20 protein-coding genes are annotated in these 21,496 nt (G+C 64.2%); 6 read left to right on the forward strand and 14 right to left on the reverse strand.

Features of this window, described 5'->3' with window-relative positions; all coding sequences use genetic code 11:
- Positions 1-10: 10 nt before the first annotated feature.
- From GDN70_RS12275 to GDN70_RS12290, 3 genes are all read right to left on the reverse strand, one after another.
- The gene (locus tag GDN70_RS12275; protein WP_152102570.1) at positions 11-2,014 is read right to left on the reverse strand and encodes a bifunctional diguanylate cyclase/phosphodiesterase; all 2,004 of its coding nucleotides are present in this window, start codon (positions 2,012-2,014) and stop codon (positions 11-13) included.
- A 721-nt stretch (positions 2,015-2,735) separates the two neighbouring features.
- Positions 2,736-3,008 (reverse strand): TonB-dependent receptor plug domain-containing protein, encoded by a 273-nt coding sequence (locus GDN70_RS12285; RefSeq protein WP_038949233.1) that lies wholly within the window; start codon positions 3,006-3,008, stop codon positions 2,736-2,738.
- Positions 3,009-3,072: 64 nt separating this feature from the next.
- Positions 3,073-4,305 carry a hypothetical protein gene (locus GDN70_RS12290; protein ID WP_152103686.1) on the reverse strand — a complete coding sequence of 411 codons (1,233 nt, stop codon included), beginning with the start codon at positions 4,303-4,305 and terminating at the stop codon, positions 3,073-3,075.
- Between the two features lie 168 nt (positions 4,306-4,473).
- On the opposite strand from GDN70_RS12290, the gene GDN70_RS12295 reads away from it, so the two are divergent.
- Positions 4,474-4,938, forward strand: coding sequence for a hypothetical protein (locus GDN70_RS12295; protein WP_152102571.1), 465 nt, complete (start codon positions 4,474-4,476; stop codon positions 4,936-4,938).
- Positions 4,939-5,000: 62 nt separating this feature from the next.
- Here GDN70_RS12295 and GDN70_RS12300 read toward each other — a convergent pair whose 3' ends face one another.
- Positions 5,001-5,288, reverse strand: coding sequence for a hypothetical protein (locus GDN70_RS12300; protein WP_038949230.1), 288 nt, complete (start codon positions 5,286-5,288; stop codon positions 5,001-5,003).
- A 162-nt stretch (positions 5,289-5,450) separates the two neighbouring features.
- Here GDN70_RS12300 and GDN70_RS12305 point away from each other — a divergent pair, with 162 nt between their 5' ends.
- The gene (locus tag GDN70_RS12305; RefSeq protein ID WP_038949228.1) at positions 5,451-6,260 is read left to right on the forward strand and encodes a substrate-binding domain-containing protein; all 810 of its coding nucleotides are present in this window, start codon (positions 5,451-5,453) and stop codon (positions 6,258-6,260) included.
- On the opposite strand, the gene GDN70_RS12310 is transcribed toward GDN70_RS12305, so the two are convergent.
- From GDN70_RS12310 to pstS, 3 genes are all read right to left on the reverse strand, one after another.
- Complete coding sequence (locus GDN70_RS12310; protein ID WP_028142716.1) at positions 6,234-6,932, reverse strand: ABC transporter permease; 699 nt, start codon at positions 6,930-6,932, stop codon at positions 6,234-6,236. The two genes, GDN70_RS12305 and GDN70_RS12310, sit on opposite strands and share 27 nt — an antisense overlap.
- Complete coding sequence (gene arsC, locus GDN70_RS12315; RefSeq protein WP_049801793.1) at positions 6,929-7,300, reverse strand: arsenate reductase (glutaredoxin); 372 nt, start codon at positions 7,298-7,300, stop codon at positions 6,929-6,931. The genes GDN70_RS12310 and arsC overlap by 4 nt, the downstream gene beginning before the upstream one ends.
- A 236-nt stretch (positions 7,301-7,536) precedes the next feature.
- Positions 7,537-8,592 (reverse strand): phosphate ABC transporter substrate-binding protein PstS, encoded by a 1,056-nt coding sequence (pstS, locus tag GDN70_RS12320; RefSeq protein ID WP_038973414.1) that lies wholly within the window; start codon positions 8,590-8,592, stop codon positions 7,537-7,539.
- 356 nt (positions 8,593-8,948) lie between these two features.
- Here pstS and GDN70_RS12325 point away from each other — a divergent pair, with 356 nt between their 5' ends.
- The 4 genes from GDN70_RS12325 (at position 8,949) to GDN70_RS12340 (ending at position 13,266) form a co-directional block, all read left to right on the forward strand.
- A complete protein-coding gene (locus GDN70_RS12325; RefSeq protein ID WP_028142715.1) occupies positions 8,949-9,800 on the forward strand; it encodes a 3-hydroxybutyryl-CoA dehydrogenase in 852 nt (283 codons plus the stop codon).
- 237 nt (positions 9,801-10,037) lie between these two features.
- On the forward strand, positions 10,038-10,502 hold the full coding sequence (locus tag GDN70_RS12330; RefSeq protein ID WP_038973413.1) for a group III truncated hemoglobin: 465 nt from the start codon (positions 10,038-10,040) through the stop codon (positions 10,500-10,502).
- A 265-nt stretch (positions 10,503-10,767) separates the two neighbouring features.
- Positions 10,768-11,421, forward strand: coding sequence for a ubiquinol-cytochrome c reductase iron-sulfur subunit (locus GDN70_RS12335; protein WP_152102572.1), 654 nt, complete (start codon positions 10,768-10,770; stop codon positions 11,419-11,421).
- Between the two features lie 117 nt (positions 11,422-11,538).
- Positions 11,539-13,266, forward strand: a complete 1,728-nt coding sequence (locus GDN70_RS12340) for a methanol/ethanol family PQQ-dependent dehydrogenase (protein ID WP_028142712.1) — start codon at positions 11,539-11,541, stop codon at positions 13,264-13,266.
- A 232-nt stretch (positions 13,267-13,498) separates the two neighbouring features.
- On the opposite strand, the gene GDN70_RS12345 is transcribed toward GDN70_RS12340, so the two are convergent.
- The 7 genes from GDN70_RS12345 to xoxF5 all read right to left on the reverse strand — a co-directional run bounded on the left by GDN70_RS12345 (position 13,499) and on the right by xoxF5 (position 21,425).
- Positions 13,499-13,759: a hypothetical protein gene (locus GDN70_RS12345; RefSeq protein WP_028142711.1), complete on the reverse strand. Its 261-nt coding sequence runs from the start codon at positions 13,757-13,759 to the stop codon at positions 13,499-13,501.
- Between the two features lie 72 nt (positions 13,760-13,831).
- The gene (locus GDN70_RS12350) at positions 13,832-16,144 is read right to left on the reverse strand and encodes a molybdopterin cofactor-binding domain-containing protein (RefSeq protein ID WP_038973407.1); all 2,313 of its coding nucleotides are present in this window, start codon (positions 16,142-16,144) and stop codon (positions 13,832-13,834) included.
- A gap of 1 nt (position 16,145) precedes the next feature.
- Complete coding sequence (locus GDN70_RS12355) at positions 16,146-16,598, reverse strand: (2Fe-2S)-binding protein (protein WP_028142709.1); 453 nt, start codon at positions 16,596-16,598, stop codon at positions 16,146-16,148.
- Positions 16,599-17,256: 658 nt separating this feature from the next.
- Positions 17,257-17,820: an S-(hydroxymethyl)glutathione synthase gene (gene gfa, locus GDN70_RS12365; RefSeq protein ID WP_018320737.1), complete on the reverse strand. Its 564-nt coding sequence runs from the start codon at positions 17,818-17,820 to the stop codon at positions 17,257-17,259.
- A gap of 32 nt (positions 17,821-17,852) precedes the next feature.
- The gene (locus GDN70_RS12370) at positions 17,853-18,962 is read right to left on the reverse strand and encodes an S-(hydroxymethyl)glutathione dehydrogenase/class III alcohol dehydrogenase (RefSeq protein WP_018320736.1); all 1,110 of its coding nucleotides are present in this window, start codon (positions 18,960-18,962) and stop codon (positions 17,853-17,855) included.
- 60 nt (positions 18,963-19,022) lie between these two features.
- The gene (locus GDN70_RS12375) at positions 19,023-19,511 is read right to left on the reverse strand and encodes a c-type cytochrome, methanol metabolism-related (protein ID WP_028142708.1); all 489 of its coding nucleotides are present in this window, start codon (positions 19,509-19,511) and stop codon (positions 19,023-19,025) included.
- A 111-nt stretch (positions 19,512-19,622) separates the two neighbouring features.
- Entirely contained in the window at positions 19,623-21,425 is a 1,803-nt protein-coding gene (gene xoxF5, locus GDN70_RS12380; protein WP_028142707.1) for a lanthanide-dependent methanol dehydrogenase XoxF5, read from the reverse strand.
- Between the last annotated feature and the right edge of the window lie 71 nt (positions 21,426-21,496).

A 21,496-nucleotide genomic window follows, 5' to 3' on the forward strand; every position in this document is an offset into this window, starting at 1 on the left:
GTTTAGCCCGCTAGGCCACGACCTTGGCGCCGTCGAGGCGCTGGCGTTCGTTCGCGAGATAGTCGCCGATCGCATCGGCTGACATGGGTCTTGCGAAATAATAGCCCTGGATGAAGTCGCAGCCGAGCCGGCGCAGGGTGTCGAGCTGGGCGCGGGTCTCGACGCCCTCGACGACGCAGGCGATCTCCATGTCGTCGCAGAGGCCCGTCAAAGACTTGATGATCTTGTGACTGATCGGGTTCTCGTTGATGTCGGCGACGAAGCTGCGGTCGACCTTGATCTTGTCGAGCGGCAGCCGGTGCACGTGGCTCAACGAGGAATAGCCGGTGCCGAAATCGTCCAGCGAGATGCCGCAGCCCATCGCCTTCAGCGTCGAGATGGACTGCTGCGCGCGCACGAAATCGAAGGTGACGGCGGTCTCGGTGATCTCGAAGTCGATCCGACGCGGCGACAGGCCGCTCTTCTCGATGATGGAGATCAGCGGCAGGATGCCTTCGGCGGCACAGACGTCGTGAGCGGACAGGTTGAACGACAGGCGGATGTCGTCGGGCCAGGTCTTGGCCGTCGCGAGCGCCCGCGCCAGCAGCGTCTGCGTCAGTGGGCGGATCAGGCCGATGCGCTCGGCCGCCGGAATGAAGTCGGCGGGGGAAACCCACCCGAGACGGGGGCTGTGCCAGCGCGCCAGCGTCTCGAAACCCGCAGCGTGCTCGCTCATGGCATCGACGATCGGCTGGAACACCAGCTCCATCTCGGCGCCAAAATCGGAGGTGCGCAGCAAATTCTCGATCACGCCGCGGCTGCGGATCTCGGCCTCGAGCTCGCCCGAGAAGATCACGGTGCGTCCGCGCAGTTGGCGCTTGGCATGATAGAGCGAATAGTCGGCGCATTCATAGAGAGCTTCCGACGTCGTCGCGGAGTCCGGAAACAGCGCAAAACCGATCGAGCAGGACAGGCCGGTGTGGGCGGTGTCGAGCTGGTATGGCAGCTTGACCTGCCCGCCGATACGTTCGCCGAGCCGTGCCAGATCGGCATCGTCGGGATCGCCACAGACGACGAGGCCAAACTCGTCGCCGCCGAGTCGGGCGAATTCCACGCGTTGCGGGCCGAAGCCCTCGCAGACCTCGCGGATGCGGCGACCCGCCTCGATCAGGACGCGGTCGCCGACGCTGTGGCCGTAATTGTCGTTGATCGGCTTGAAGCCGTCGAGGTCGATGATGCCGACCGCGACGCGAACGTTTCTGCGCTCGGCGTCGGCAAAGGCGCTCGTCAGTTCGGCGAAGAAGCGGCGGCGGTTCGGCAGCTCGGTGAGGGAATCGAGATTGGCGAGGCGGAAGTTCTCGTCCGAGAGTGCCTGGGTCGCCGCCTGCTGTGCCAGCAGCGACTTGCGGCTGGCGACGAGATCGGCGAAGTCCCGGTAGTAGATGGTCAGCACCGTCACCATCGCGCCGGTGACCAGCAAATTGTTGACGGCCATCGCCTCCAGCGTCGGCTCGCCCGTGGCGAAGTAGAACACGACGTAGGGCACGTCGACGACGAGAGTCACGATCAGCGCGGCCGAACGCAGATGCATCAGCGAGAAGATGCAGCCGATCACGGTCACCGCCATGTAGAAGGCCACCTGGCTCTTGGCAAAGGGATCGCCATAGGGATAGAGGGCGAACGACCAGACGGTGAAGCCCGCCGCGATCGGTGCCGCGATCCAGTTGGTGAGACGCAGATTGCCCAGGATGTCGGCGTCGCTGCGGACGACGTGGCGCTGCCGCAGCCACCAGAAGGTCCGATAGCCCGCCACCGCGATCAATACGCCGGGCACGATCATGCTGAGTGAGGCCGGCGCCAGCGGCACATAGGTATATGCGACCGCGATCGTGTTGGTGATCAGGATGAAGTAGAGCAGCGGGATCTGCTTGGAGAAGGCGTCGAACTGCGCGCGCGTCAGCTCGGGATTGTCGGCCGGCACGCGAAACAGCCGCATTGCGGCGGCGAAGTAAGACTTCAAATCGGCAACAGGCATTGAAATACGAGCCCCGGATCCTGAAAACGCCGGCGATCTTGCATAGCGTGGGTAAAGGGCCCGTTAGATCGGGTCCTGCGCGATAGACCAGCGCAGGTTGCGCGCTACCGCTGCATTTCCGGACGCGTGCAATGGTGAGGCTGTGTTAACGATACGGGGCTGCGGCAGCAGGCGTATCGCGGTGAAGTCCTGCAAAAGCCGCCGTTACGCTCTGCTAACCATGCGCTTCGGCGCAACGTCTTGCCGCACCTCTCCCCGGTGCGGCAGGGCAATCTCGTATGGCATTTTCCGCAGCTGAGCGCGCGCCTCGTCCTTCGAGACGACCGCTTCGCGGTCTCCTCACGATGAGGCTAAGCAGCATCGGTGCTCGTTGAAAACTGCTGCCGCGCACTCCGCCGTCGTCCTGAGAGCCCGCCAACGGCGGGCGTCTCGAAGGATGGACACGGAGAGACCCTCCCAAATGCGATTGCGCTGCCCAGCGGGGGAGCCAAGGTCCTGGCGGAGAAGGGCTACCACTATCAGTACCTGTTCGTGCGCAACGCCAAGCACGTCGATCGGTCGACGATCGCACAGACGCTGCCGTCGGCGCTCGAGTGGATCTGGAAGGGCTATCCATCCCCTGAGCGAGGAGCAGCCCAAAGCGCGATGAGATTAGGTCTTTGGTTTATTGTTTGAGCATGATCTTTTTGGAAAACCGCTGCGCACTTTTCCGGATCATGCTCTAGCGTCCGATCGTGACCCCTGCGGTCGAGCGCATCGCATCCCGGAGGCTCCGCGCGTTCATGTCGTCGAGGACTTCTCGCGTCAGCACGGTGGTCTGCCCGGGCGTGTTGAGGATGGTCTCGCCACGCGATGAGGAGAGCCGGTCGGCCTTGTAGGGCGCGGCTGGATCGGTGGCGGGCGTGTGGTGAGGCCGTTTGCCCGACGCCGCAAAGGCTCCTTGCGAGACGCAGAGGGCGGCGATCACGATCAGTCGCAACAGCTTCGCAGGCATGTGATCTCCCATGTCCGGGAAACCTCAGCCTAGCACGGCGTGACGACGCTTGCAGCGGAAAGGATCAGGCCAGAGCGGCCTGGCGTTCCCGCACCGGTTCGCGAACCCGGTCGAGCTTCCCTGGCTCGGCGAGCCGGGTGAAGCTGCGATGGCTCGCCTGCGCGGGGGCCTCGACGATGACGCCTTCGCAGACGATCTGTCCGCCGAGCATCTTGAATTCCAGCTTGTCGTAGCGCGGCATCGTCTCGCCGGGCGCTGGCGGCAGCAGCCCAACGCTGCCCTGGATGTTCAGCGTGGCTTCGCCGGTGCCGTGAAGGCGGGGATTCCACATCCTGATTCCGGTTTCCGCCCAGCGCTGCCGGATCAGCGCGGTGCGATCGGCAGGTTCCGTGGCCTTCGCGCGAAGTTTCGGCGCACTGCGAATCTCTTCACGTGGAGCCGCGAGCGCCGGAGCCGGCCCATCATGCGTGACCACGAGGGCGTCGGCGGAAGAGTCCTCCGCGGCGACAGGGGCAGGATCGCTTGCAGCGACCGGCTCGGTTGCCACCGCAGTGCCGGAGGCGGAATCGCTGTCGATCTTGTCTTCAGCGACAGGCTCCGCCGGGACGTCGCGATCGGCAAGCGTGACATGGGTATCGTCTAGAACAGGCTCGACATCCACGACGGCAACGGTGGAGGGATCGTCGGCAACGACGAGCGCGGGGGCGTCAACCGAAGCGACATCAACCGAAACGACCTGGAGATTGGACGAGGTCTCCTCGGCGACATCAGGCTCAACGTCGGCCGCGAGCTCGGGAGGTGGATCGCTGCTGATGACGGGCTCGGCCGCTTTGGCCGGCTCGTCCTGGACGTCGATGGCCCCGATCGCTTCAATGGCGTCGGACGCGGGCTTCGTCGAAAGCTCCACAGGCGGATTATTGGCGATGACGGGTTCAGGAACATCGACTGGTTTGGGACCGTCGACCGTCTCGCCGGCTGCCTCGTTCGAGACCAAAACCTCTGAGACCAAGACCGGCTCGAATTCTGTCGGCGCCTGCTGCAGGGAATCGTCGCTGCCGGCGACATCGGCTGCTGCTTCCGCGATGACAGGGTGGGCGCTGCCGTTCTCGGCGACCGCGGCGTCGCTGCGCAGCGGATCAGTGCCGATGCCGGTATCGAGAGCCGGAAGAGCTTCAGCGTTGTCGGCAACGATGACAGGCTGTTCGGCGACCACCGCCGCACCGTCGATGCTGCCGCCATGCGGCAAGGGCCGAAGCCGGGTGAACGCCCATTTCACCGCGGGGATGCGGCGCAACAACGATATCAGTCTCGAAAGCACTGGGAGTTGTCCAAGAGGTACTCGGCGTGAGGCAATCGCTGATTCGCCAGCAATGTGAAAAACTGCCCCGGCCGTCACACCCCTGTCAATGTAGACAGGACCAATTGCAGAACATCCACGCATCCCGCGCGCGGGCGGCTGCATGATGTGTCAGGCATCATCGAGAAAGTGCGGTTGTCATCACGCCGCCGTGCACCGGCTGCCAATGTGATCGCTCCCACAGAGCTGCGGCGCCGATCACGGATACGCTTCCTTCGAAAGCGAAGGAGAGAAGACGTGATCCGCAAGATATATCCGGCTGCGGTCCTCGCCGCATTGATCTGCGCACCTGCCTTGGCAAATGATCTCACGCCAAAGATCGCCGCTCATTTGATCCCGCCGAATGCGGAAATCCACATTTCCTGGACCAGCCCCGCATCCGACCCGCAGGGCCGCTCGATCGAGGTGGCCTGCGGCGAGGTGTCGGTCCGCAATCCCAGAGGCTTCGACACCATGACGTTCGCCTATGTCATCGGCGACGACAAGCTTTGGCTGGCCAGGGAAATCGGATGGATGAAGGAACCGGAGGCACAGGGGATCCGCAGCGTGATGAGATATTGCCCCGGCCGTTGATCGACGCCGGTCGGCCTGCGGGAGGGGACGATGATCCCCTCCGGGATTTTTCGATCTTTCGGCTACTTGCCGCCGCCCGCGCTGCCGCCGCCCGCGCTGCCTCCGGCCTGGCTGCCCATGTTATTCGTGTTGGTGCCGCCGGCCGATGGTTGCTGCGCGCCCTTGCTGTCGCTGGCCTCGTTCTGCATGTTCGACGACTTGCCGGTCGTCATTCCCTTGGTCGCGGGACCACGCGAGGAGGGGCCGACGTCGCCCTGACCGGAGGCGCCTGGAGCGGGTTGTGTCTGCGCGAAGGCGCCACCGGACGCGAGCGCCATGATGCATGCCGATGCCAAGATGATCTTTTTCACGGGATTCTCCTTGACGTTACATCCCCATACAATCCGCCCGCGCCAACGGCGTTCCTGCGGATTTGAAGCCACCGCTTCAACTCTCTGCGGCCGAATGTCGGGGTTCCCGTCGCCATCGCCAGAGGTTATTCAGGATCGTCATTGTTTGTTGGGGGACGACGCATGAGGAAGATTGTCACCATCGGAGCGGCCCTGCTCTGGTCCACCATCGCGTTCGCGCAGGAGCGCACCATCACCGTGGCCTCGACCACCTCGACGGAACAGTCGGGCCTGTTCGGCCATCTGCTGCCGCTGTTCGAGAAGGCCGAGGGCATCAGCGTGAAGGTCGTTGCCGTCGGCACCGGCCAGGCGCTGGATATCGGGCGGCGCGGCGATGCCGACGTGGTGTTCGTCCACGACCGGGCTGCCGAGGACAAGTTCATGTCCGAAGGGCAGGGCGTGAAACGCTTCGACGTCATGTACAACGACTTCGTCGTCGTCGGGCCCAAGAGCGATCCCGCAAAGATCGCCGGAGGCAAGGATGTCACCGATGCGCTGCGCAAGATCGCGGCAGCGAAGGCACCGTTCATCTCGCGCGGCGACAAGTCCGGCACGCACGCGGCCGAGCTCCGGCTGTGGAAGGAGGCGGGCGTCGACATCAGTGCCGGCAAGGACAGCTGGTATCGTGAGATCGGCCAGGGCATGGGCCCGGCGCTGAACATGGCGTCGTCGTCGAACGCTTATGTTCTGTCGGACCGCGGCACCTGGCTGTCCTTCAAGAATCGCGGCGAGCTCGCCATCCTGACCGAGGGCGACAAGCGGCTGTTCAACCAGTACGGCGTCATGCTGGTCGATCCGGCAAGGCATGCGAACGTGAAGGCGAAGGATGGGCAAGCCTTCATCGACTGGCTGGTCTCGCCGAAGGGGCAGGAGGCGATCGCCGGCTACAAGGTGGGCGGCGAGCAGCTATTTTTCCCCAACGCGTCCCACTAGCAGGAAGGCGACGGTCGACACCGCGACGCTGAGCGCGAGCAGGATCAGTCCGAGTCCGAGTGCCAGCGGCAGGTCGCCCTTGCTGGTCTCCAGCGCGATCGCGGTCGTCATCGTGCGCGTGAAGCCGCGGATGTTGCCGCCGACGATGATGATGGCGCCGACCTCGGCGATGGCGCGCCCGAAGGCGGCGAGAAAGGCCGTCAGCAGCGAGGTCCGGCCGAGCGCGAACAGCAGCGCCATGCAGCGGAAGACCGACAGCCCGTCGATCCGTGCGAGGTCGCCATATTCCGCCCACAGCAGGCTCGCAGGCCGGTGCACCAGCGCCACCACGATCGGGGTGGCGAGCAGCGTCTGCGCGATCACCATGGCGGCCGGCGTGAACAACAGTCCGGCCACCCCGAGCGGGCCGGACCGCGAGAGCAGAAGATAGAGCGCGAGCCCGACCACGACCGGCGGAAGGCCGAGCAGCGCATTGGTCAGCACGATGATCACCTGCCGCCCGCGGAAACGCGTGATCGCGAGCAAGGCCCCGATCGGCGCGCCGATCAGCAGGGCAAGGATGCTCGCGGTCAGGCTGACGCGCACCGACAATGCGACGATGCCGAGCAGCTCGGCGTCGGCTTCGCCGATCAGCGAGAGCGCCGCGCCAATGGATCGTGCGAAGTCGTTCATCCGGCCTGACGCTGTTGCGCCGGCAGCAGATCGAGCACCAGTTCGGAGGGACGGCAGAGCCTGACGCCCTTCGGCGTCACGACAATCGGCCTGTTGATCAGGATCGGATGCGCCATCATCGTATCGAGCAGCTGATCGTCGGTCAGCGCGGGGTTGGCGAGCCCGAGCTCCGCATAGGGGGCAGCCTTCTCGCGGACTGCCTCGCGCACCGAAATTCCCATGCGTGCGATGAGCTGCTGCAGCAGGGCTCGCGATGGCGGTGTCTTCAGATACTCGACCACATGCGGCTCGATGCCGGCGTTCCGGATCGTCGCCAGCGTCGTGCGCGACGTGCCGCATTCGGGATTGTGGTAGATGATCACGTCCATTCGAAAGTCCCCGGGGCTCTGCAGCGGTTCGGCCGCTCTCATGGACCCCCGCGTATTCTCACCGTGGCGAGCCGGCAACAGGCCTCCTGCCGACTAGATCACGATTCACTGCGGAATTTCCAGAAGGATCGGCGTGGCTGGCCCGAACCGGAAGCGGCGAACCGCTCCCGACCCTGTCGGAAGCGGTTCATCGAGCGGGGTATCCGGGATCGGCTCGGCCGCCCGCGGTTGCAGCCTCAGCGTTTGACGGTGGCCGACGCCGAAATCCTGGGGGCAGCGTCGATGCTCTGCTGCCAATAGCGTTCGATCTGGTCGATCAAGGCAGGCGGCAGCGGGACGTAGTTGAGCGTCTGGGCCTCGGACTTTCCGTTTTCCAGCGACCAGCGGACGAAATCGATGGCGGCTGCCGATCGTTCCGGTGATTTTGGCGCCTTCGGCATCAGCACGAAGGTCGTCGCTGTGATCGGGTAGGCGTCGTCACCGGGCGCGTTGGTGAGCACGAGATGGAAATCCTTTTCCGCCTTCCAGTCCGCGCTTGATGCGGCCGCCTGGAAAGATGCGGCGTCGGGCACGACGTAATTGCCGGCGCTGTTCTGCACGATTCCGAAGGAAATCCGGTCGAGACGTTGCAGCGCGTAAGTGTATTCGAGATAGCCGATCGCGCCGGGAATGAGACCGACGAGCGAGGCGACACCATCATTGCCCCGGCCGCCGAGGCCAAGCGGCCACTCGACGGAGGTGCCTTCGCCCACGCTGGCTTTCCACTGCGGGCTGACCTTCGCGAGGTAGTTCGACCAGTTGAACGTCGTGCCGGAGCCGTCGATGCGATGGACCACCGTGATCGCAGCGTTCGGCAATCTGACGTCGGGGTTGATCTCGGCGATCGCGGGATCGTTCCAGGATTTGAGCCTGCCGAGATAGATGTCGGCGAGCACTTGCCCGGTAAAGCGGATCTGGCCGGGCTTGACGCCGTCGATATTGACCACGGGGACGACGCCTCCGATCACGATCGGGAATTGCATCAGGCCGAGCCTGTCCAACTCCCTGGGGTCGAGCGGCATGTCGCTGGCGCCGAAATCGACGGCTTCTTTCTTGATCAGGCCGAGGCCGATGCCGGAGCCGACGGCTTGATAGCTGACGACGTTTCCGGTCTTGGCCTTGTACGCGTCGGTCCATCTCGCCATCACGGGGGAAACGAAGGTTGAGCCGGCGCCTTTGGTTTCGGCTGCCATGCCTTGTGTGGCGACGAGCAGAGCGGTGAGGATGATTGATAGCCCGATGTGGTTCTTCATTTGCGCGACGCTAACAGGTGGGGCACGAAGCCGATGTGTTCGATCTGACAATTGCGTCGCGAGGCATTCGCGGCGGCCATTGCGCGCCGACTACACCACGCCGTCAGCTCCGCCGCGTCGTCCGATTGAGGGAGATCGCTGGCCCGGCCGGGCAGGGACGCAATTTGAGGCAAATTGCGCGCCAGGCGGCCAAATCGTGCCCTTTCGCGACCGGCAGCGGCTTTATTCCCGCCATGGATGCTTTAAGGAAGGGGCAGGATCAGGGTCGCAGGCGCCCGCCGGCGGTGCTAGAGCCTGATGCAGGAACATGGGCCGGCCGGGATTGGCTCGCCCGCAAGGATGAAGGATACGAGGCAATGATCCAGACGGTTGGCATCATCGGGGCAGGCACCATGGGGAATGGTATCGCGCAGGTCTGCGCGGCGGCCGGGCTCTCGGTCGTGATGGTCGACATTTCCGATGCGGCGGTGAACCGCGGGCTGTCGACCGTCGGCGGCAGCCTCGAGCGTCTGGTCAAGAAGGAGAAGATGTCGGCGGCCGATCGCGAGGCGGCGCTCAAGCGCATCACCGGCACCACCGACCGGGCGAAGCTTGCCAATTGCGATCTCGTCATCGAGGCCGCAACCGAGAACGAGGAGCTCAAGGTCAAGATCCTGAAGGATCTCTGCGCGACGTTGTCGCCGCGCACGCTGCTTGCGACCAACACCTCGTCGATCTCGATCACGAAGCTCGCTGCGGCGACCGATCGTCCCGACCGCTTCATCGGCATGCACTTCTTCAACCCGGTGCCGGTGATGGCGCTGCTGGAGCTGATCCGCGGCCTGCAGACCTCCGACGACACCCACGCCAAGGCCCTCGATTTCGCCAAGCGCGTCGGCAAGGTGGCGATCACCGCCAAGAACAGCCCGGGCTTTGCCGTCAATCGCATCCTGTGCCCGATGATCAACGAGGCGATCTTCGCGCTCCAGGAGGGAATCGCGACGGCGGAAGAGATCGACGCCGGCATGAAGCTCGGTTGCAACCATCCGATCGGGCCGCTGGCTCTAGCCGATCTGGTCGGGCTCGACACCATGCTTTCGGTGATGGAGGTCTTTTACAAGGGCTTCAACGATCCTAAATACAGGCCGGCGCCGCTGCTCAAAGAGATGGTCGATGCAGGCCATCTCGGCCGCAAGACCGGGCAGGGCTTCTACATCTATAGCGCCTGATCCTCGCAATTTGCGCTGCGACAAAGACGGACGTCGCGAATTGCGCCAGCATGGATGCGGGCGTTCCCTTCTCCCCTTGTGGGAGAAGGTGGCGCGAAGCGCCGGATGAGGGGTTGTTGCCGTAGACTCACTCGCTGAGGAGCACGCGGAGGCAGACCCCTCACCCGTCTCGCCGCTGTGCGGCGAGCCACCCTCTCCCACAGGGGGAGAGGGAAAGACGAAACGGACGAAGCAAAGATGTCGGATCGACTGAAGGCCGAGCGCGAGGCGGCGGCCGCGCGGCGGAACCTGTTGACCCAGGATGCGATCGAGCGCACCGGGATTACCGAAGAGATGATCGGGGAACTCGTCACCCGCTTCTATGGGCGCGTGCGCGAAGATGCACGGCTGGGGCCGGTGTTCGGGATCGTGCAGAATTGGGACGAGCATCTCGCCAAGCTCAGGGATTTCTGGTCCTCGGTCGTGCTGATGAGCGGCCGCTATCACGGCTCGCCGATGCGGGCGCATTTGCCGCTGAGCCTGGTGGGCGATCATTTCGACCGCTGGCTCGATCTGTTCGAGCAGACCGCGCGCGAGGTCTGCCCGCCGCCGGCGGCTGCACTCTTCATCGACAAGGCGCGCCGCATCGCCGACAGTTTTGAGATGGCATCGGCCACCGTCGCCGGTTCGATCGCCGCGCCGCGCCACGTGCTCAGGTCCTGACGACGACCCGGCTGCCTGCAAAACATGCAGGGGACGTCGCGCTGCGTTGGCGCAGCGCGACGAATAGCGCGCCGCACCAATACCAACATCATCGGTCTGATCTGCAAAATCATCATGCCGCTCGCGCGGCGCGACGTTGAAATTGTGAAAACGCGCTTGAATGCGTTCATCGTCGCTCAATCAACGCGAGCAAAGCCATATTGATGCACTGCGGCGCCAATTCTTCGCCTTGTTTTCGGCAGAGTTCCAGCGCCTGCTTGTGGACATGTCCCGCGCATCCCTGAACGCCAATTCCACATCGTCCGAAAACTCCGGGGAGCCCGAAGCCGACGCTTGCGCCGACCAAACGCGGCGCACGGTCCTGCTCGGTGCGCTCGCCACCACCGCTTGCCTCGGTTGTTCCGGGCACGCGCGCGCAGATGAGGATCCGCCCGGCTCCGACGAACGGCCCCAGAAAGGCGATGTGCTCGTCTTCTCCGAAGGCGACAAGGAGGGAAAGCTGATCACCGCGGCCGACCTGCCGGCTGGCGGACCGCCGGTGCATGCCTGGCCGAAGGATCCCAAGACATCGGTGGTGCGCAGCGCCTCCCGGCTCAACGAGATCCTGATCATCAAGCTCGATCCCGCCGAGCTCGACGAGAAGACGGCCGCGCGTGCCGTCGACGGCATCATCGCCTATTCGGCGATCTGCTCGCATGCCGGTTGTCCCGTGACCGCCTGGGTGAAGAGCGATGTCGGCGACAAGGAGGTGTTCAAGTGCATGTGTCACAACTCCGAATACGATCCTCGTGCGGGCGCACAGGTCGTGTTCGGCCCGGCGCCGCGACGGCTCGCGGCGCTGCCGGTGGCGCTCGCTGACGGCTCGCTCAGCGTCGCCGGAAATTTCATCGGAAAGGTAGGTGGCGCGCAGCCAGGATGATGAACGGTGCGGGCCCGCGCCCGCGTCACGAGAGGCCGTATCCGCCGTTGGGCGGACGGCGGGACGAACGACAAGAATTCAACACAAGAATTCAAACGGATGAAAAGGGGAACGTCCATGACCAGGAAGCAATGGTACCTGTCCGGCTTCGTCGCCTTCACCTGCCTCGCTTCGACCGCCGCCGTGTCAGGTCCGATCGAGAATTACGCGCCGGTCACAGCGCAGCGGCTGGAAAATCCAGAGCCAAGCAACTGGATGCTCTATCGGCGCACCTATGACGGGCACGGCTATAGCCCGCTCGATCAGATCAACACCTCCAACGTGAAGAACCTCACGCCGGTCTGGACCTTTGCCACCGGCGTCGTCGAAGGTCACGAGGCGCCGCCGATCGTCAACAACGGCGTGATGTTCGTGGCGACCCCGATGGGGCAGGTGATCGCGCTCAACGCCAAGACCGGCGACGAATACTGGCGCTACAAGCGGCAGCTCCCCGACGATCTGTTCCAGCTGCACCCGACCAGCCGCGGCGTCGGCCTCTGGGAGGACAAGCTCTACCTCGCCACCACGGACGACCATGTCGTCGCGCTCGATGCCAAGACCGGCAAGGTGGTGTGGGACACCAAGGTGCAGGACTACAAGAAGGGCCAGTACATGACCCTGATGCCGCTGATCGTCGACGGCAAGGTCATTGTCGGCGGCTCCGGCGGCGAGTTCGGCGTGCGCGGCTATATCGCGGCCTATGATGCCAAGGACGGCAAGGAGCTGTGGCGGACCTTCACCATTCCAGGCGAAGGCGAGCCGGGCCATGACACCTGGCAGGGCGACGACTGGAAGAACGGCGGCGGCTCGGCCTGGATGACCGGCAATTACGACAAGGAGACCAAGACGATCTATTGGGGCGTCGGCAACGCCGCGCCATGGCCCGGCGAGACCCATCCCGGCGACAATCTCTACACCTCCTCGGTACTTGCGCTGGATCCGAGCACCGGCAAGATCAAGACCTATCACCAGTACCACCAGAACGATTCCTGGGACTGGGACGAGGTCGATGCGCCGATGCTGATCGACCTGCAGCGCGATGGCCGCAACATCAAGAGCCTGGTCCATCCGGGCCGCGACGCGATCTTCTGGGTGCTCGAGCGCACGCCGACCAAGATCAACTATGTCGCCGGCTGGCCGTTCGTCTCGACCGACGTCTGGAAGGGCATCGAGCCCGAAAGCGGCAAGCCGATCGTCGACCCCGCGCACAAGCCGGTGATCGGCAAGCGCGTCGAGTTCTGTCCGTCGCTGTGGGGCGGCAAGGACTGGCCGTCGGCGGCCTACAGCCAGAAGACCGGCCTCGTCTACGTGCCCGCCAACGAGAACTTCTGCGGCGGGTTCACCGGCGAGAAAGTCGCGCTCAAGCCGGGCGAGCTCTGGCTCGGCACCAAGCCGGAAGACATCGGCCTGAAGACGAAGCCGGGCGCGGATCATTTCGGCGAGCTGCAGGCCTGGGATCCCACCACGGGCAAGAAGGTGTGGCAACACAATTTCCCGAAGTCGCAGCTGTTCGGCTCGGTGACGGCGACCGCGGGTGATCTCATCTTCGTCGGCGGCACCAATGACCGCAACTTCCGAGCCTTCAACGCCAAGACCGGCGAGCTCCTGTGGGAGCAGAAGACCAACTCCGGCATCATGGGCATGCCGGTGTCCTATGAGATCGACGGCACCCAATACATCGCGATCCAGTCGGGATGGGGCGTCGACGCGCAACGCATCCAGGACGCGCTGGTGACCAACAACATCGGCATCGAAGCCAATGTGCCGCAAGGCGGCGTCATCTGGGTGTTTGCGCTGAAGAAGTAGCTCCGCGGCGGATCGAAAGAAGCGGAGCAGCAGGGGGGTGGCGAATGCGGCGGACGGCAACGTCCGCCGCATTTTTGCGTGTATGATGACGCGCCCTTGTCGCACACGATCGTCATGCCCGGGCTTGTCCCGGGCATCCACGTTCTCTGTGCCGCGGTAAAGATCGTGGATGGCCGGGACAAGCCCGGCCATGATGGTGTGGCACGTCAGTATGCAACACCTCAGAGCAGCACTACTTCCCCAAACGCTCCACCTTGTCCTTTTCCTTCTGGTTCATCTCGCGAACCTTGGGATCCGGGTTGTGTTGTCCGGTGGTCTGGGTGGTCGAGGGAGGCGGGGCGTTGGCGTTGGGCAGCGAGTTCTGGTCCGGCGTGGTGGGGCGCGTCGCGGTAGCCGGTGGCGTCGTGTTGCTCTGGGCGAATGCGCCGGAGGCGGTCACAAGAAAGGCGCCCGACAGCAACGAGACTGCGAGCGCCTTTGAGATATTTGTCATCGATCTGCTCCTGTCAGATCGATGGAAACGGCGCGAGACCGCTTGTGTTCCGTCTCGCGCCTCTGTTCCGTCTCACGCCTCCAATTGCTTGCCGATCGGAAGCGAGCGGATGCGTTTTCCGGTCGCCGCGAAGATCGCATTGATCAGCGCCGGTGCGAATGGCGGAACACCGGGCTCGCCGACGCCGCTCGGCGGCGTGTCGGGTCCGGGCGGCACGATGTAGACGTTGGTCACCACGGGAGATTCGTCCATCCTGACGACCTGGAAGTCGTCAAAGTTCTTCTGCTGCACCTTGCCATCCTTGAAGGTGATCTCGCCGTATTTGGCGAGGCTCAGCCCCATGATCGCCGCGCCTTCGATCTGCGAGGCGATGCGCTCGGGGTTGACATAGGTGCCGCAATCGATCGCCGTGTCGACCCGTGGCACCGTCAGCTTGCCCTTGTCGTCGACGGCGACCTCGACGATGGTCGCGATGTAGCTGACGAAGCTGCGGTGCACTGCGATGCCAAGGCCATGGCCCTTCGGTACCTTGCGTCCCCACTCACCCTTCTCGGCGACCAGTTCGACCACCTTGCGCAGGCGCGCGGTGTCGATCGGGTAGCTCTCCTGGGGCTCGCCGTAGTTCCAGAGGTCTTTCACCTCCGGTTTGACGATGCGCGGGCTTCCGATCAGCGCGAGCAGCGTCTCCTTCTGGTCGCGGCCGGTCGCTTGCGCGATCTCGCCGACCATTGATTGCACCGCGAAGGCGCGCGGGATGTTCGAGACCGAGCGGAACCAGCCGATGCGGGTGAACGCCGCGGCTTCCGGGTTCTCGCACGAGATGTTGGCGATCTCGAACGGCATGTCGACGAGGCCCATGCCGATCTCGAACGGGGCCTGGTGCACGGTCCCGGCAGCGAACGTCGAGGCGATGCTGGGGGCCACGCTGCGATGGCGCCAGGCAACAACCTTGCCGCTCTTGTCGAGGCCGGCCTCGATCCGCTCGACCGAGACGGTATGCAGGAAGCCGTTATGGATGTCGTCCTCGCGCGTCCACTGCACCTTCACCGGTGCGCCGAGCTCTTTCGAGAGCAGCGCGGCCTCGAGCGCAAAGTCGCATTTCGACTTGCGCCCGAATCCGCCGCCGAGCAGCGTGACGTTGACCGTGACGTTGGCCTCGGGAATGCCGAGCGTCTTGGCGACGTCCTCGCGGGTGCCGCCGGGGCTCTGCACCGGCGCCCAGATCTCCGCCTTGTCGCCCTTGACGTCGGCGATCGCCACCGGCGGCTCCATGGCGACATGGGCGAGATGCGGGACGTAGTACTCGCCGACGATCACCTTGTCGGCGCCCTTCAGGGCAGCGTCCGCATCGCCCTCCTTGCGCAGGACGAGGCCGGGCTTGCGCGAGGCCTCCTCGAGCTCCTTGCGGTAGGCGACGGAGTCGTATTTGCCATTGGCGCCGTCGTCCCAGACCAGCTTCAGCGCGTCGCGGCCCTTGATCGCCGCGCCGGTGTTGCGGGCGATCACCGCGACGCCGCCGAGCGGCTGGAATTTGGACGGCCACGGCCAGCCTTGAACCTTCAGCACCTTCTCGACGCCGGCGACCTTCAGCGCCGCATCGGGATCGAACGAGACCAGCTTGCCGCCGGTTACCGGCGGGCGGGCGATCACGGCATATTTCATGCCCGGCAGCCGCACATCGGCGCCGTAAATCGCCTTGCCGGTGGTGATGTCGTGGAGATCGACGATGCCGACCTGGCCCTTGCCGAGATACCGGAAATCCCGGGGATCCTTCAGCTTGAGGCCTTCGATGGCAGGCACCGATTCCTTGGCGGCGTCGGCGGCGAGCTCGCCGAAACCGAGCTTGCGGCCGCTGGTGCTGTGGACGACCTCGTGATTGACGGCCTTGACCTCGGTCGCCGGCACGCCCCAGCGCTTCGCCGCGGCCTGCTCCAGCATGGTGCGGGCGGAGGCGCCGATCTGGCGCATCGGGATCAGGTAATGCCGCGTGCTGCGCGAGCCGTCGGTGTCCTGGTTGCCGAACTTGACCTCGTCGCCATGGGCCTGCTGCACCTTGACCCTGGACCAGTCGGCCTCCATCTCCTCGGCCACGATCAGCGGCAGGGAGGTGCGGACGCCGGTGCCCATTTCCGAACGGTGACCCACGATGGTCACGATGCCGTCGGGCGCGACCGAAACGAACACGCGCGGATCCACCACGACGCCGTGTGGCATCTTTCCGGCGCCGGTCTCGTAGGCCAATGCCCGGCGCGACATCACGGGTGCGGCGAGCACGAAGCCGCCGGTGATGCCGAGCCCTTTCAGGATGCTGCGGCGCGAGACCTTCTCGATCTTGATGTTCTTTTCGAAGCCACGGAGCTTGCCGGGATTGTCGATGAAATTCATGTCACACCCCCGTCGATGCGAGATGGACCGCGTTCTCGATGCGCTGGTAGCAGCCGCAGCGGCAGATGTTGCCCGACATCGACTGGCGGATCTGGTCGTGCGACGGCTTTGGATTGTCCATCAGAAGCGCCGCGGCCTGCATGATCTGACCGGCCTGGCAGAAGCCGCATTGGGGCACGTTGACCTGGCGCCACGCCTTCTGCACCGGGTGATCACCGGTCGGGTGCAGGCCCTCGATTGTGGTGACCTCTCGTCCGGCGACGTCGTTGACCGACGTGATACAGGCGCGCACGGCTTGCTTGTCGACGATGACGGTGCAGGCGCCGCACAGGGCCTGGCCGCAGCCGTACTTGCTGCCGGTCAGCCCGGCTTCGTCACGCAGGAACCAGAGTAGCGGGAGATCCGGGTCGCCGTCCCAGCTCTGTTCCTGGCCGTTGATCTTCACCTTGATCATGATCGTCCCTCGCTCTTCATAAGCATGCCAAATTCAAAACTCGTCGACGCCGGTCGGCGCCGGTTCGTGCCTGGTCGCGCCACAGCCCGCCCTCGTCCCGCGCGGGCAAATCCCGGAGGGAGGCAGGAACGCCGATGGCGATGTCTGGATGTGCTCGATACCTCCCGTTTTTGTTCTTAATTGATTGAACGTTGTGCGGCATCGTGACGACGCGATCGTAGCAGAGGTCGCGCCGGCCCGGCGTTCACAGCCGGGTGTTCTCACCGGGAAAAGATTGCATCGGTGGTTTGTCAAAAGCAGGGCGCGTCATCGCGCCGCGTGGACCGGGCGTTCGCAAACAGGGGCTGCGATGAAAAAAAGCTTCGTCCGCCAGAAAGACTGCGCGGACGAAGCAAGGTGCCTCAGTCGAGGGAGGGAGAAACGCAGGGGCCGGGAACTTCAAGACGGAAGTTGGCGGCGCTGCGCAGTCATTCAGAGACCAGGACTGAGGGAGCCAATCACGCTCGCATACGCGTAGCTTGCAGGGGCGGCGGCATCGCCGCGACTGTCCCGGAGCCGGGCCCGTCCGGCTCGCTGGCACTGATCGAGGCCAGCGAGCGGATAGGGCATGGTGAACGTCCGACCGCCTTGCTCAGGCGGCCTCGTTAGGCGGCCTTGCTCAGGCCGCTTTGGCTTTGGCGACGTGGGTCGCGATCGCGTCCATCAGCGCCGGTGACAGGCAATCATACGGCTCGAGCCCGATTTCCTTCAGCCGCGAACGGATGCCCGCCATCTGCTCCGGCTTCACGCCCGCTTCGATCACCGAGGAGACGAAGGCGGCGAATTGCGGCGCCTGCGAGCCCTGCTCCTGGAACAGCTCGGGATGAATGAAGTCGAGACCGTAGAACGGGTGGCCCTTGTTCTCGATGCGGCCGTACATGTGGGTGCCGCACGCCTTGCAGGCGTAGCGCTGGATCACTGCGGAGGGATCGACGATCTGGAGCTTGTCACCGTTCTCGAGCACGGTGACGTTCTGGCGCGGCACCACGGCGACGACGGAGAACGTCGCGCCCTGCGGCTTCCAGCATTTGGTGCAGCCGCAGGCGTGATTGTGGGCGACGTCGCCCTTGATGCCGACCTTGACCTGATGGTCCTTGCATTTGCAGGCCAGCGTGCCGCCGGCAAAGCTGCCGCTGCCCTGTTTGAGGCCGTTGTCGATCGATGGATGGAGTGCAACAGTCATGGGTCGATCCTCCTTGGGGTGACGCTTTCGAGCTAGTAGACGACGACTGAACGGATGGATTTGCCCTCGTGCATGAGGTCGAAGCCCTTGTTGATCTCTTCGAGCTTGAGCACGTGGGTGATCATCGGATCGATCTGGATCTTTCCGTTCATGTACCAGTCGACGATCTTCGGCACGTCGGTGCGGCCGCGGGCGCCGCCGAAGGCCGTGCCGCGCCAGTTGCGCCCGGTGACGAGCTGGAACGGGCGGGTGGCGATCTCCTTGCCGGATTCGGCAACGCCGATGATGATCGAGGTGCCCCAGCCGCGATGGCAGGCTTCCAGTGCCTGGCGCATCACCGTGGTGTTGCCGGTGCAATCGAAAGTGTAGTCGGCGCCGCCGTCGGTGAGGCCGACGAGGTGCTGGACGATGTCGCCGGTGATCTTCTTGGGGTTGACGAACTCGGTCATGCCGAACCTGCGGCCCCAATCCTCCTTGGAGTCGTTGATGTCGACGCCGATGATCTTGTCGGCGCCGGCCATCTTGGCGCCCTGGATCACATTGAGGCCGATGCCGCCGAGGCCGAACACGACTACGTTGGAGCCCGGCGTGACCTTCGCGGTGTTGACGACGGCGCCGACGCCGGTGGTGACGCCGCAGCCGATGTAGCAGCTCTTGTCGAAGGGGGCGTCCTCGCGGATCTTGGCGACCGCGATCTCCGGCAGCACGGTGAAGTTCGAGAAGGTCGAGCAGCCCATGTAGTGGTAGACCGGCTTGCCCTTGTAGGAAAAGCGGCTGGTGCCGTCGGGCATCACGCCCTTGCCTTGCGTCGCGCGGATCGCGGTGCAGAGATTGGTCTTCTGGCTGAGGCAGCTTTTGCACTGCCGGCATTCCGGCGTGTAGAGCGGGATGACGTGGTCACCCGGCTTCACCGAGGTCACGCCAGGACCGATCTCGCGGATGATGCCTGCGCCCTCATGCCCCAGGACCGACGGGAAAATTCCCTCGCTGTCGAAGCCGTCGAGCGTATAGGCGTCGGTATGGCAGATGCCCGTTGCCTTGATCTCGACCAGGACTTCGCCGGCCTTCGGTCCTTCCAGATCGAGCTCGACGATCTCGAGCGGCTTCTTGGCTTCGAAAGCGACGGCGGCACGTGTCTTCATTGGTAGCTCCTCAAATTCTCGCAAGATGCCAAGAGGTGGTCTCGGCAGCCTCGGCAACGTTCATTTATGGCCCATGCAGGCCTCTTCCGCCTTGGTGTAGGCCTCCGGTTTCTCCTCCTTCTTGGAGGGACGCTGCCGGCCCCATGCTTCGGTGGAGCGGGCGCGCAGATAGACGTACAGATCGTCCATGTAGCAGGCGACGTTCGGATTATCGCCGAAGGCGGGCATGACGTTCTCCTGCGCGGTCGAGATGTTCTTGCGACCGGAGGCGACGACGCCGAGGAAGTCGCCATAGCTCATGGTCTTCACGGAATCCTTGAGCGCCGGCGCGTAGGTGGAGCCCATGCCGTCAGGCCCATGGCAGACGTGGCAGTCGGAGTGATAGCGGCGGTATCCGGAATAGGTGAACCAGTCCACGGTGCCGTCGGAAATCTTGTAGGTCGGAGTGCCGTCCTTATCGAGCCACTTTCCGTCGTCTTCCTTCTTCACGGCGGTCGGATCGCCCGGACCGTCCGCGACCGCAATTCCTCCGGACGCAACCAAGATCATCGCAGCAATGACAGAGCAGATTTTACGCAAGAGATTCATCCTCGAAGGAGCCCGGGGGAGACGAGCCGGCGCGTGGGGTTGATTCCACGCGCCGGAGCGATGCTGATGGGCCTAGTTCGGCAGCGCGAACACGGTCAGCGTACCGCCGAGTGCCGTGTAGTTGCTGAGAGCCGCGTAGCCACCGACCGCGCCGAGACCTGCGGTCGGATCGGTCAGGCCTGCCGCCAGACCGATGCCGGCCCAGCCGCCGACGCCGGAGAGCACTGCGACATACTGCTTGCCGCCGTTCTCATAGGTGGTGACGTTGCCGATGATGCCGGAGGGAGTCTTGAACTTGTAGAGCTCCTTGCCGGACTTGGCGTCGACCGCCTTCAGGTAGCCTTCGAGCGTGCCGTAGAACACCACGCCACCGGCGGTTGCGAGCGCACCCGACCAGACCGAGAACTGCTCCTTGTTCGACCAGACGATCTTGCCGGTCTTGCCGTCCCAGGCGATGAAGTTGCCCATGTGGGTTTCACCCGCCGGCGGATACATCGAGAGCGTCGCACCCACATAGGGCTGGCCCGCGGTGTAGCTCACCTTGAACGGCTCGTAGTCCATGCAGACGTGGTTGGTCGGAACGTAGAACAACTGCGTGTCCGGCGAGTAGGCTGCCGGCTGCTCGTCCTTGGTGCCGAGCGCGGCCGGGCAGATGCCCTTCACGTTGACGTCCTCGCCCGCCTTGTCGGTCGAAGCTGCGTCGAGCACCTTCGGACGGCCGTAGGTCGGCGAGTTCTTGTCCATGTCGACGCCGGAGGTCCAGTTCACCTTCGGATCGTACTTTTCGGCGACCAGCAGTTCGCCGTTGGTGCGGTCCATGGTGTAGGCGAGGCCGTTACGGTCGAAGTGCGTCAGCAGCTTGCGCGGCTGGCCGTTGATCGACTGGTCCGAGAGGATCATCTCGTTGACGCCGTCATAGTCCCATTCGTCGTGGGGCGTCATCTGATAGACCCACTTGGCGACGCCGGTATCCGGGTTACGCGCCCAGATCGTCATCGACCATTTGTTGTCGCCGGGACGCTGCTTCGGATTCCAGGTCGAGGGGTTGCCCGATCCGTAGTAGACGAGGTTCAGCTCGGGATCGTAGGAGATCCAGCCCCAGGTGGCACCGCCGCCGATCTTCCACTGATCGCCCTGCCAGGTCTTCAGGCTGGAATCCTTGCCGATCGGCTTGCCGAGCGCGGTGGTCTTGTCGTCGACCAGGAGCTGGTTGTCCGGTCCTTCCGAATATCCGCGCCATGCCAGCTTGCCGGTCTTGATATCGTAAGCCGACATATGGGCCTGGACGCCGAACTCGCCGCCGGAGATGCCGATCAGCACCTTGTCCTTGACGACCATGGGGGCCGACGTGCCGGTCTCGCCCTTGCTCGGATCGCCATTCTTGACGGTCCATGCAACTTGACCGGTCTTGACATCGAGCGCGACGAGGGTGGTGTCGGCCTGATGCAGGAAGATCTTGCCGTCGCCGAAGGCCAGGCCGCGATTGACCGTATCGCAGCACATCACCGGAATGACGTTCGGATCCTGCTTCGGCTCGTACTTCCAGACGATCTTGTTCTCGTTGGAAAGGTCAATGGCATAGACCTTGTTCGGGAACGGCGTGTGGACGTACATCATGTTGCCGATGATCAGCGGGCCGCCTTCATGGCCACGCAGCACGCCGGTCGAGAAGGTCCAGGCCACCTGGAGCTTGCCTACGTTCTGTGCGTTGATCTGGTTGAGCTTGGAATAGCGGGAATTGGCGTAGTCGCCGGTCGGCATCACCCAGTCTTTCGGGTTCTGCGACATCTTGACCAGCTCGTCATTGGCTGAGGCGCCCCCGACGGCGAGCGCCGCCGCGGAGCCAAGAAAGGTCGCCAGTAGCACCTTGCGCATAGTTATTCCTCCGTTGGTCTCGTTTATTGTTTCCGAAGCAATACTGATTCACCGGGCTTCTCGTCCGGCGT

Source organism: Bradyrhizobium sp. TM102 (assembly GCF_009176685.1).
In the GTDB taxonomy this organism is placed as follows: domain Bacteria; phylum Pseudomonadota; class Alphaproteobacteria; order Rhizobiales; family Xanthobacteraceae; genus Bradyrhizobium; species Bradyrhizobium ottawaense.

Excerpts from the sequence above, each read along its gene's own strand:
- GDN70_RS12275 (WP_152102570.1), bottom strand. The coding sequence starts at position 2,014 with ATGCCTGTTGCCGATTTGAAGTCTTACTTCGCCGCCGCAATGCGGCTG.
- GDN70_RS12285 (WP_038949233.1), bottom strand. The coding sequence starts at position 3,008 with ATGCCTGCGAAGCTGTTGCGACTGATCGTGATCGCCGCCCTCTGCGTC.
- GDN70_RS12305 (WP_038949228.1), top strand. The coding sequence starts at position 5,451 with ATGAGGAAGATTGTCACCATCGGAGCGGCCCTGCTCTGGTCCACCATC.
- GDN70_RS12310 (WP_028142716.1), bottom strand. The coding sequence starts at position 6,932 with ATGAACGACTTCGCACGATCCATTGGCGCGGCGCTCTCGCTGATCGGC.
- arsC (WP_049801793.1), bottom strand. The coding sequence starts at position 7,300 with ATGGACGTGATCATCTACCACAATCCCGAATGCGGCACGTCGCGCACG.
- pstS (WP_038973414.1), bottom strand. The coding sequence starts at position 8,592 with ATGAAGAACCACATCGGGCTATCAATCATCCTCACCGCTCTGCTCGTC.
- GDN70_RS12325 (WP_028142715.1), top strand. The coding sequence starts at position 8,949 with ATGATCCAGACGGTTGGCATCATCGGGGCAGGCACCATGGGGAATGGT.
- GDN70_RS12330 (WP_038973413.1), top strand. The coding sequence starts at position 10,038 with ATGTCGGATCGACTGAAGGCCGAGCGCGAGGCGGCGGCCGCGCGGCGG.
- GDN70_RS12335 (WP_152102572.1), top strand. The coding sequence starts at position 10,768 with ATGTCCCGCGCATCCCTGAACGCCAATTCCACATCGTCCGAAAACTCC.
- GDN70_RS12340 (WP_028142712.1), top strand. The coding sequence starts at position 11,539 with ATGACCAGGAAGCAATGGTACCTGTCCGGCTTCGTCGCCTTCACCTGC.
- GDN70_RS12345 (WP_028142711.1), bottom strand. The coding sequence starts at position 13,759 with ATGACAAATATCTCAAAGGCGCTCGCAGTCTCGTTGCTGTCGGGCGCC.
- GDN70_RS12350 (WP_038973407.1), bottom strand. The coding sequence starts at position 16,144 with ATGAATTTCATCGACAATCCCGGCAAGCTCCGTGGCTTCGAAAAGAAC.
- GDN70_RS12355 (WP_028142709.1), bottom strand. The coding sequence starts at position 16,598 with ATGATCAAGGTGAAGATCAACGGCCAGGAACAGAGCTGGGACGGCGAC.
- gfa (WP_018320737.1), bottom strand. The coding sequence starts at position 17,820 with ATGACTGTTGCACTCCATCCATCGATCGACAACGGCCTCAAACAGGGC.
- GDN70_RS12370 (WP_018320736.1), bottom strand. The coding sequence starts at position 18,962 with ATGAAGACACGTGCCGCCGTCGCTTTCGAAGCCAAGAAGCCGCTCGAG.
- GDN70_RS12375 (WP_028142708.1), bottom strand. The coding sequence starts at position 19,511 with ATGATCTTGGTTGCGTCCGGAGGAATTGCGGTCGCGGACGGTCCGGGC.
- xoxF5 (WP_028142707.1), bottom strand. The coding sequence starts at position 21,425 with ATGCGCAAGGTGCTACTGGCGACCTTTCTTGGCTCCGCGGCGGCGCTC.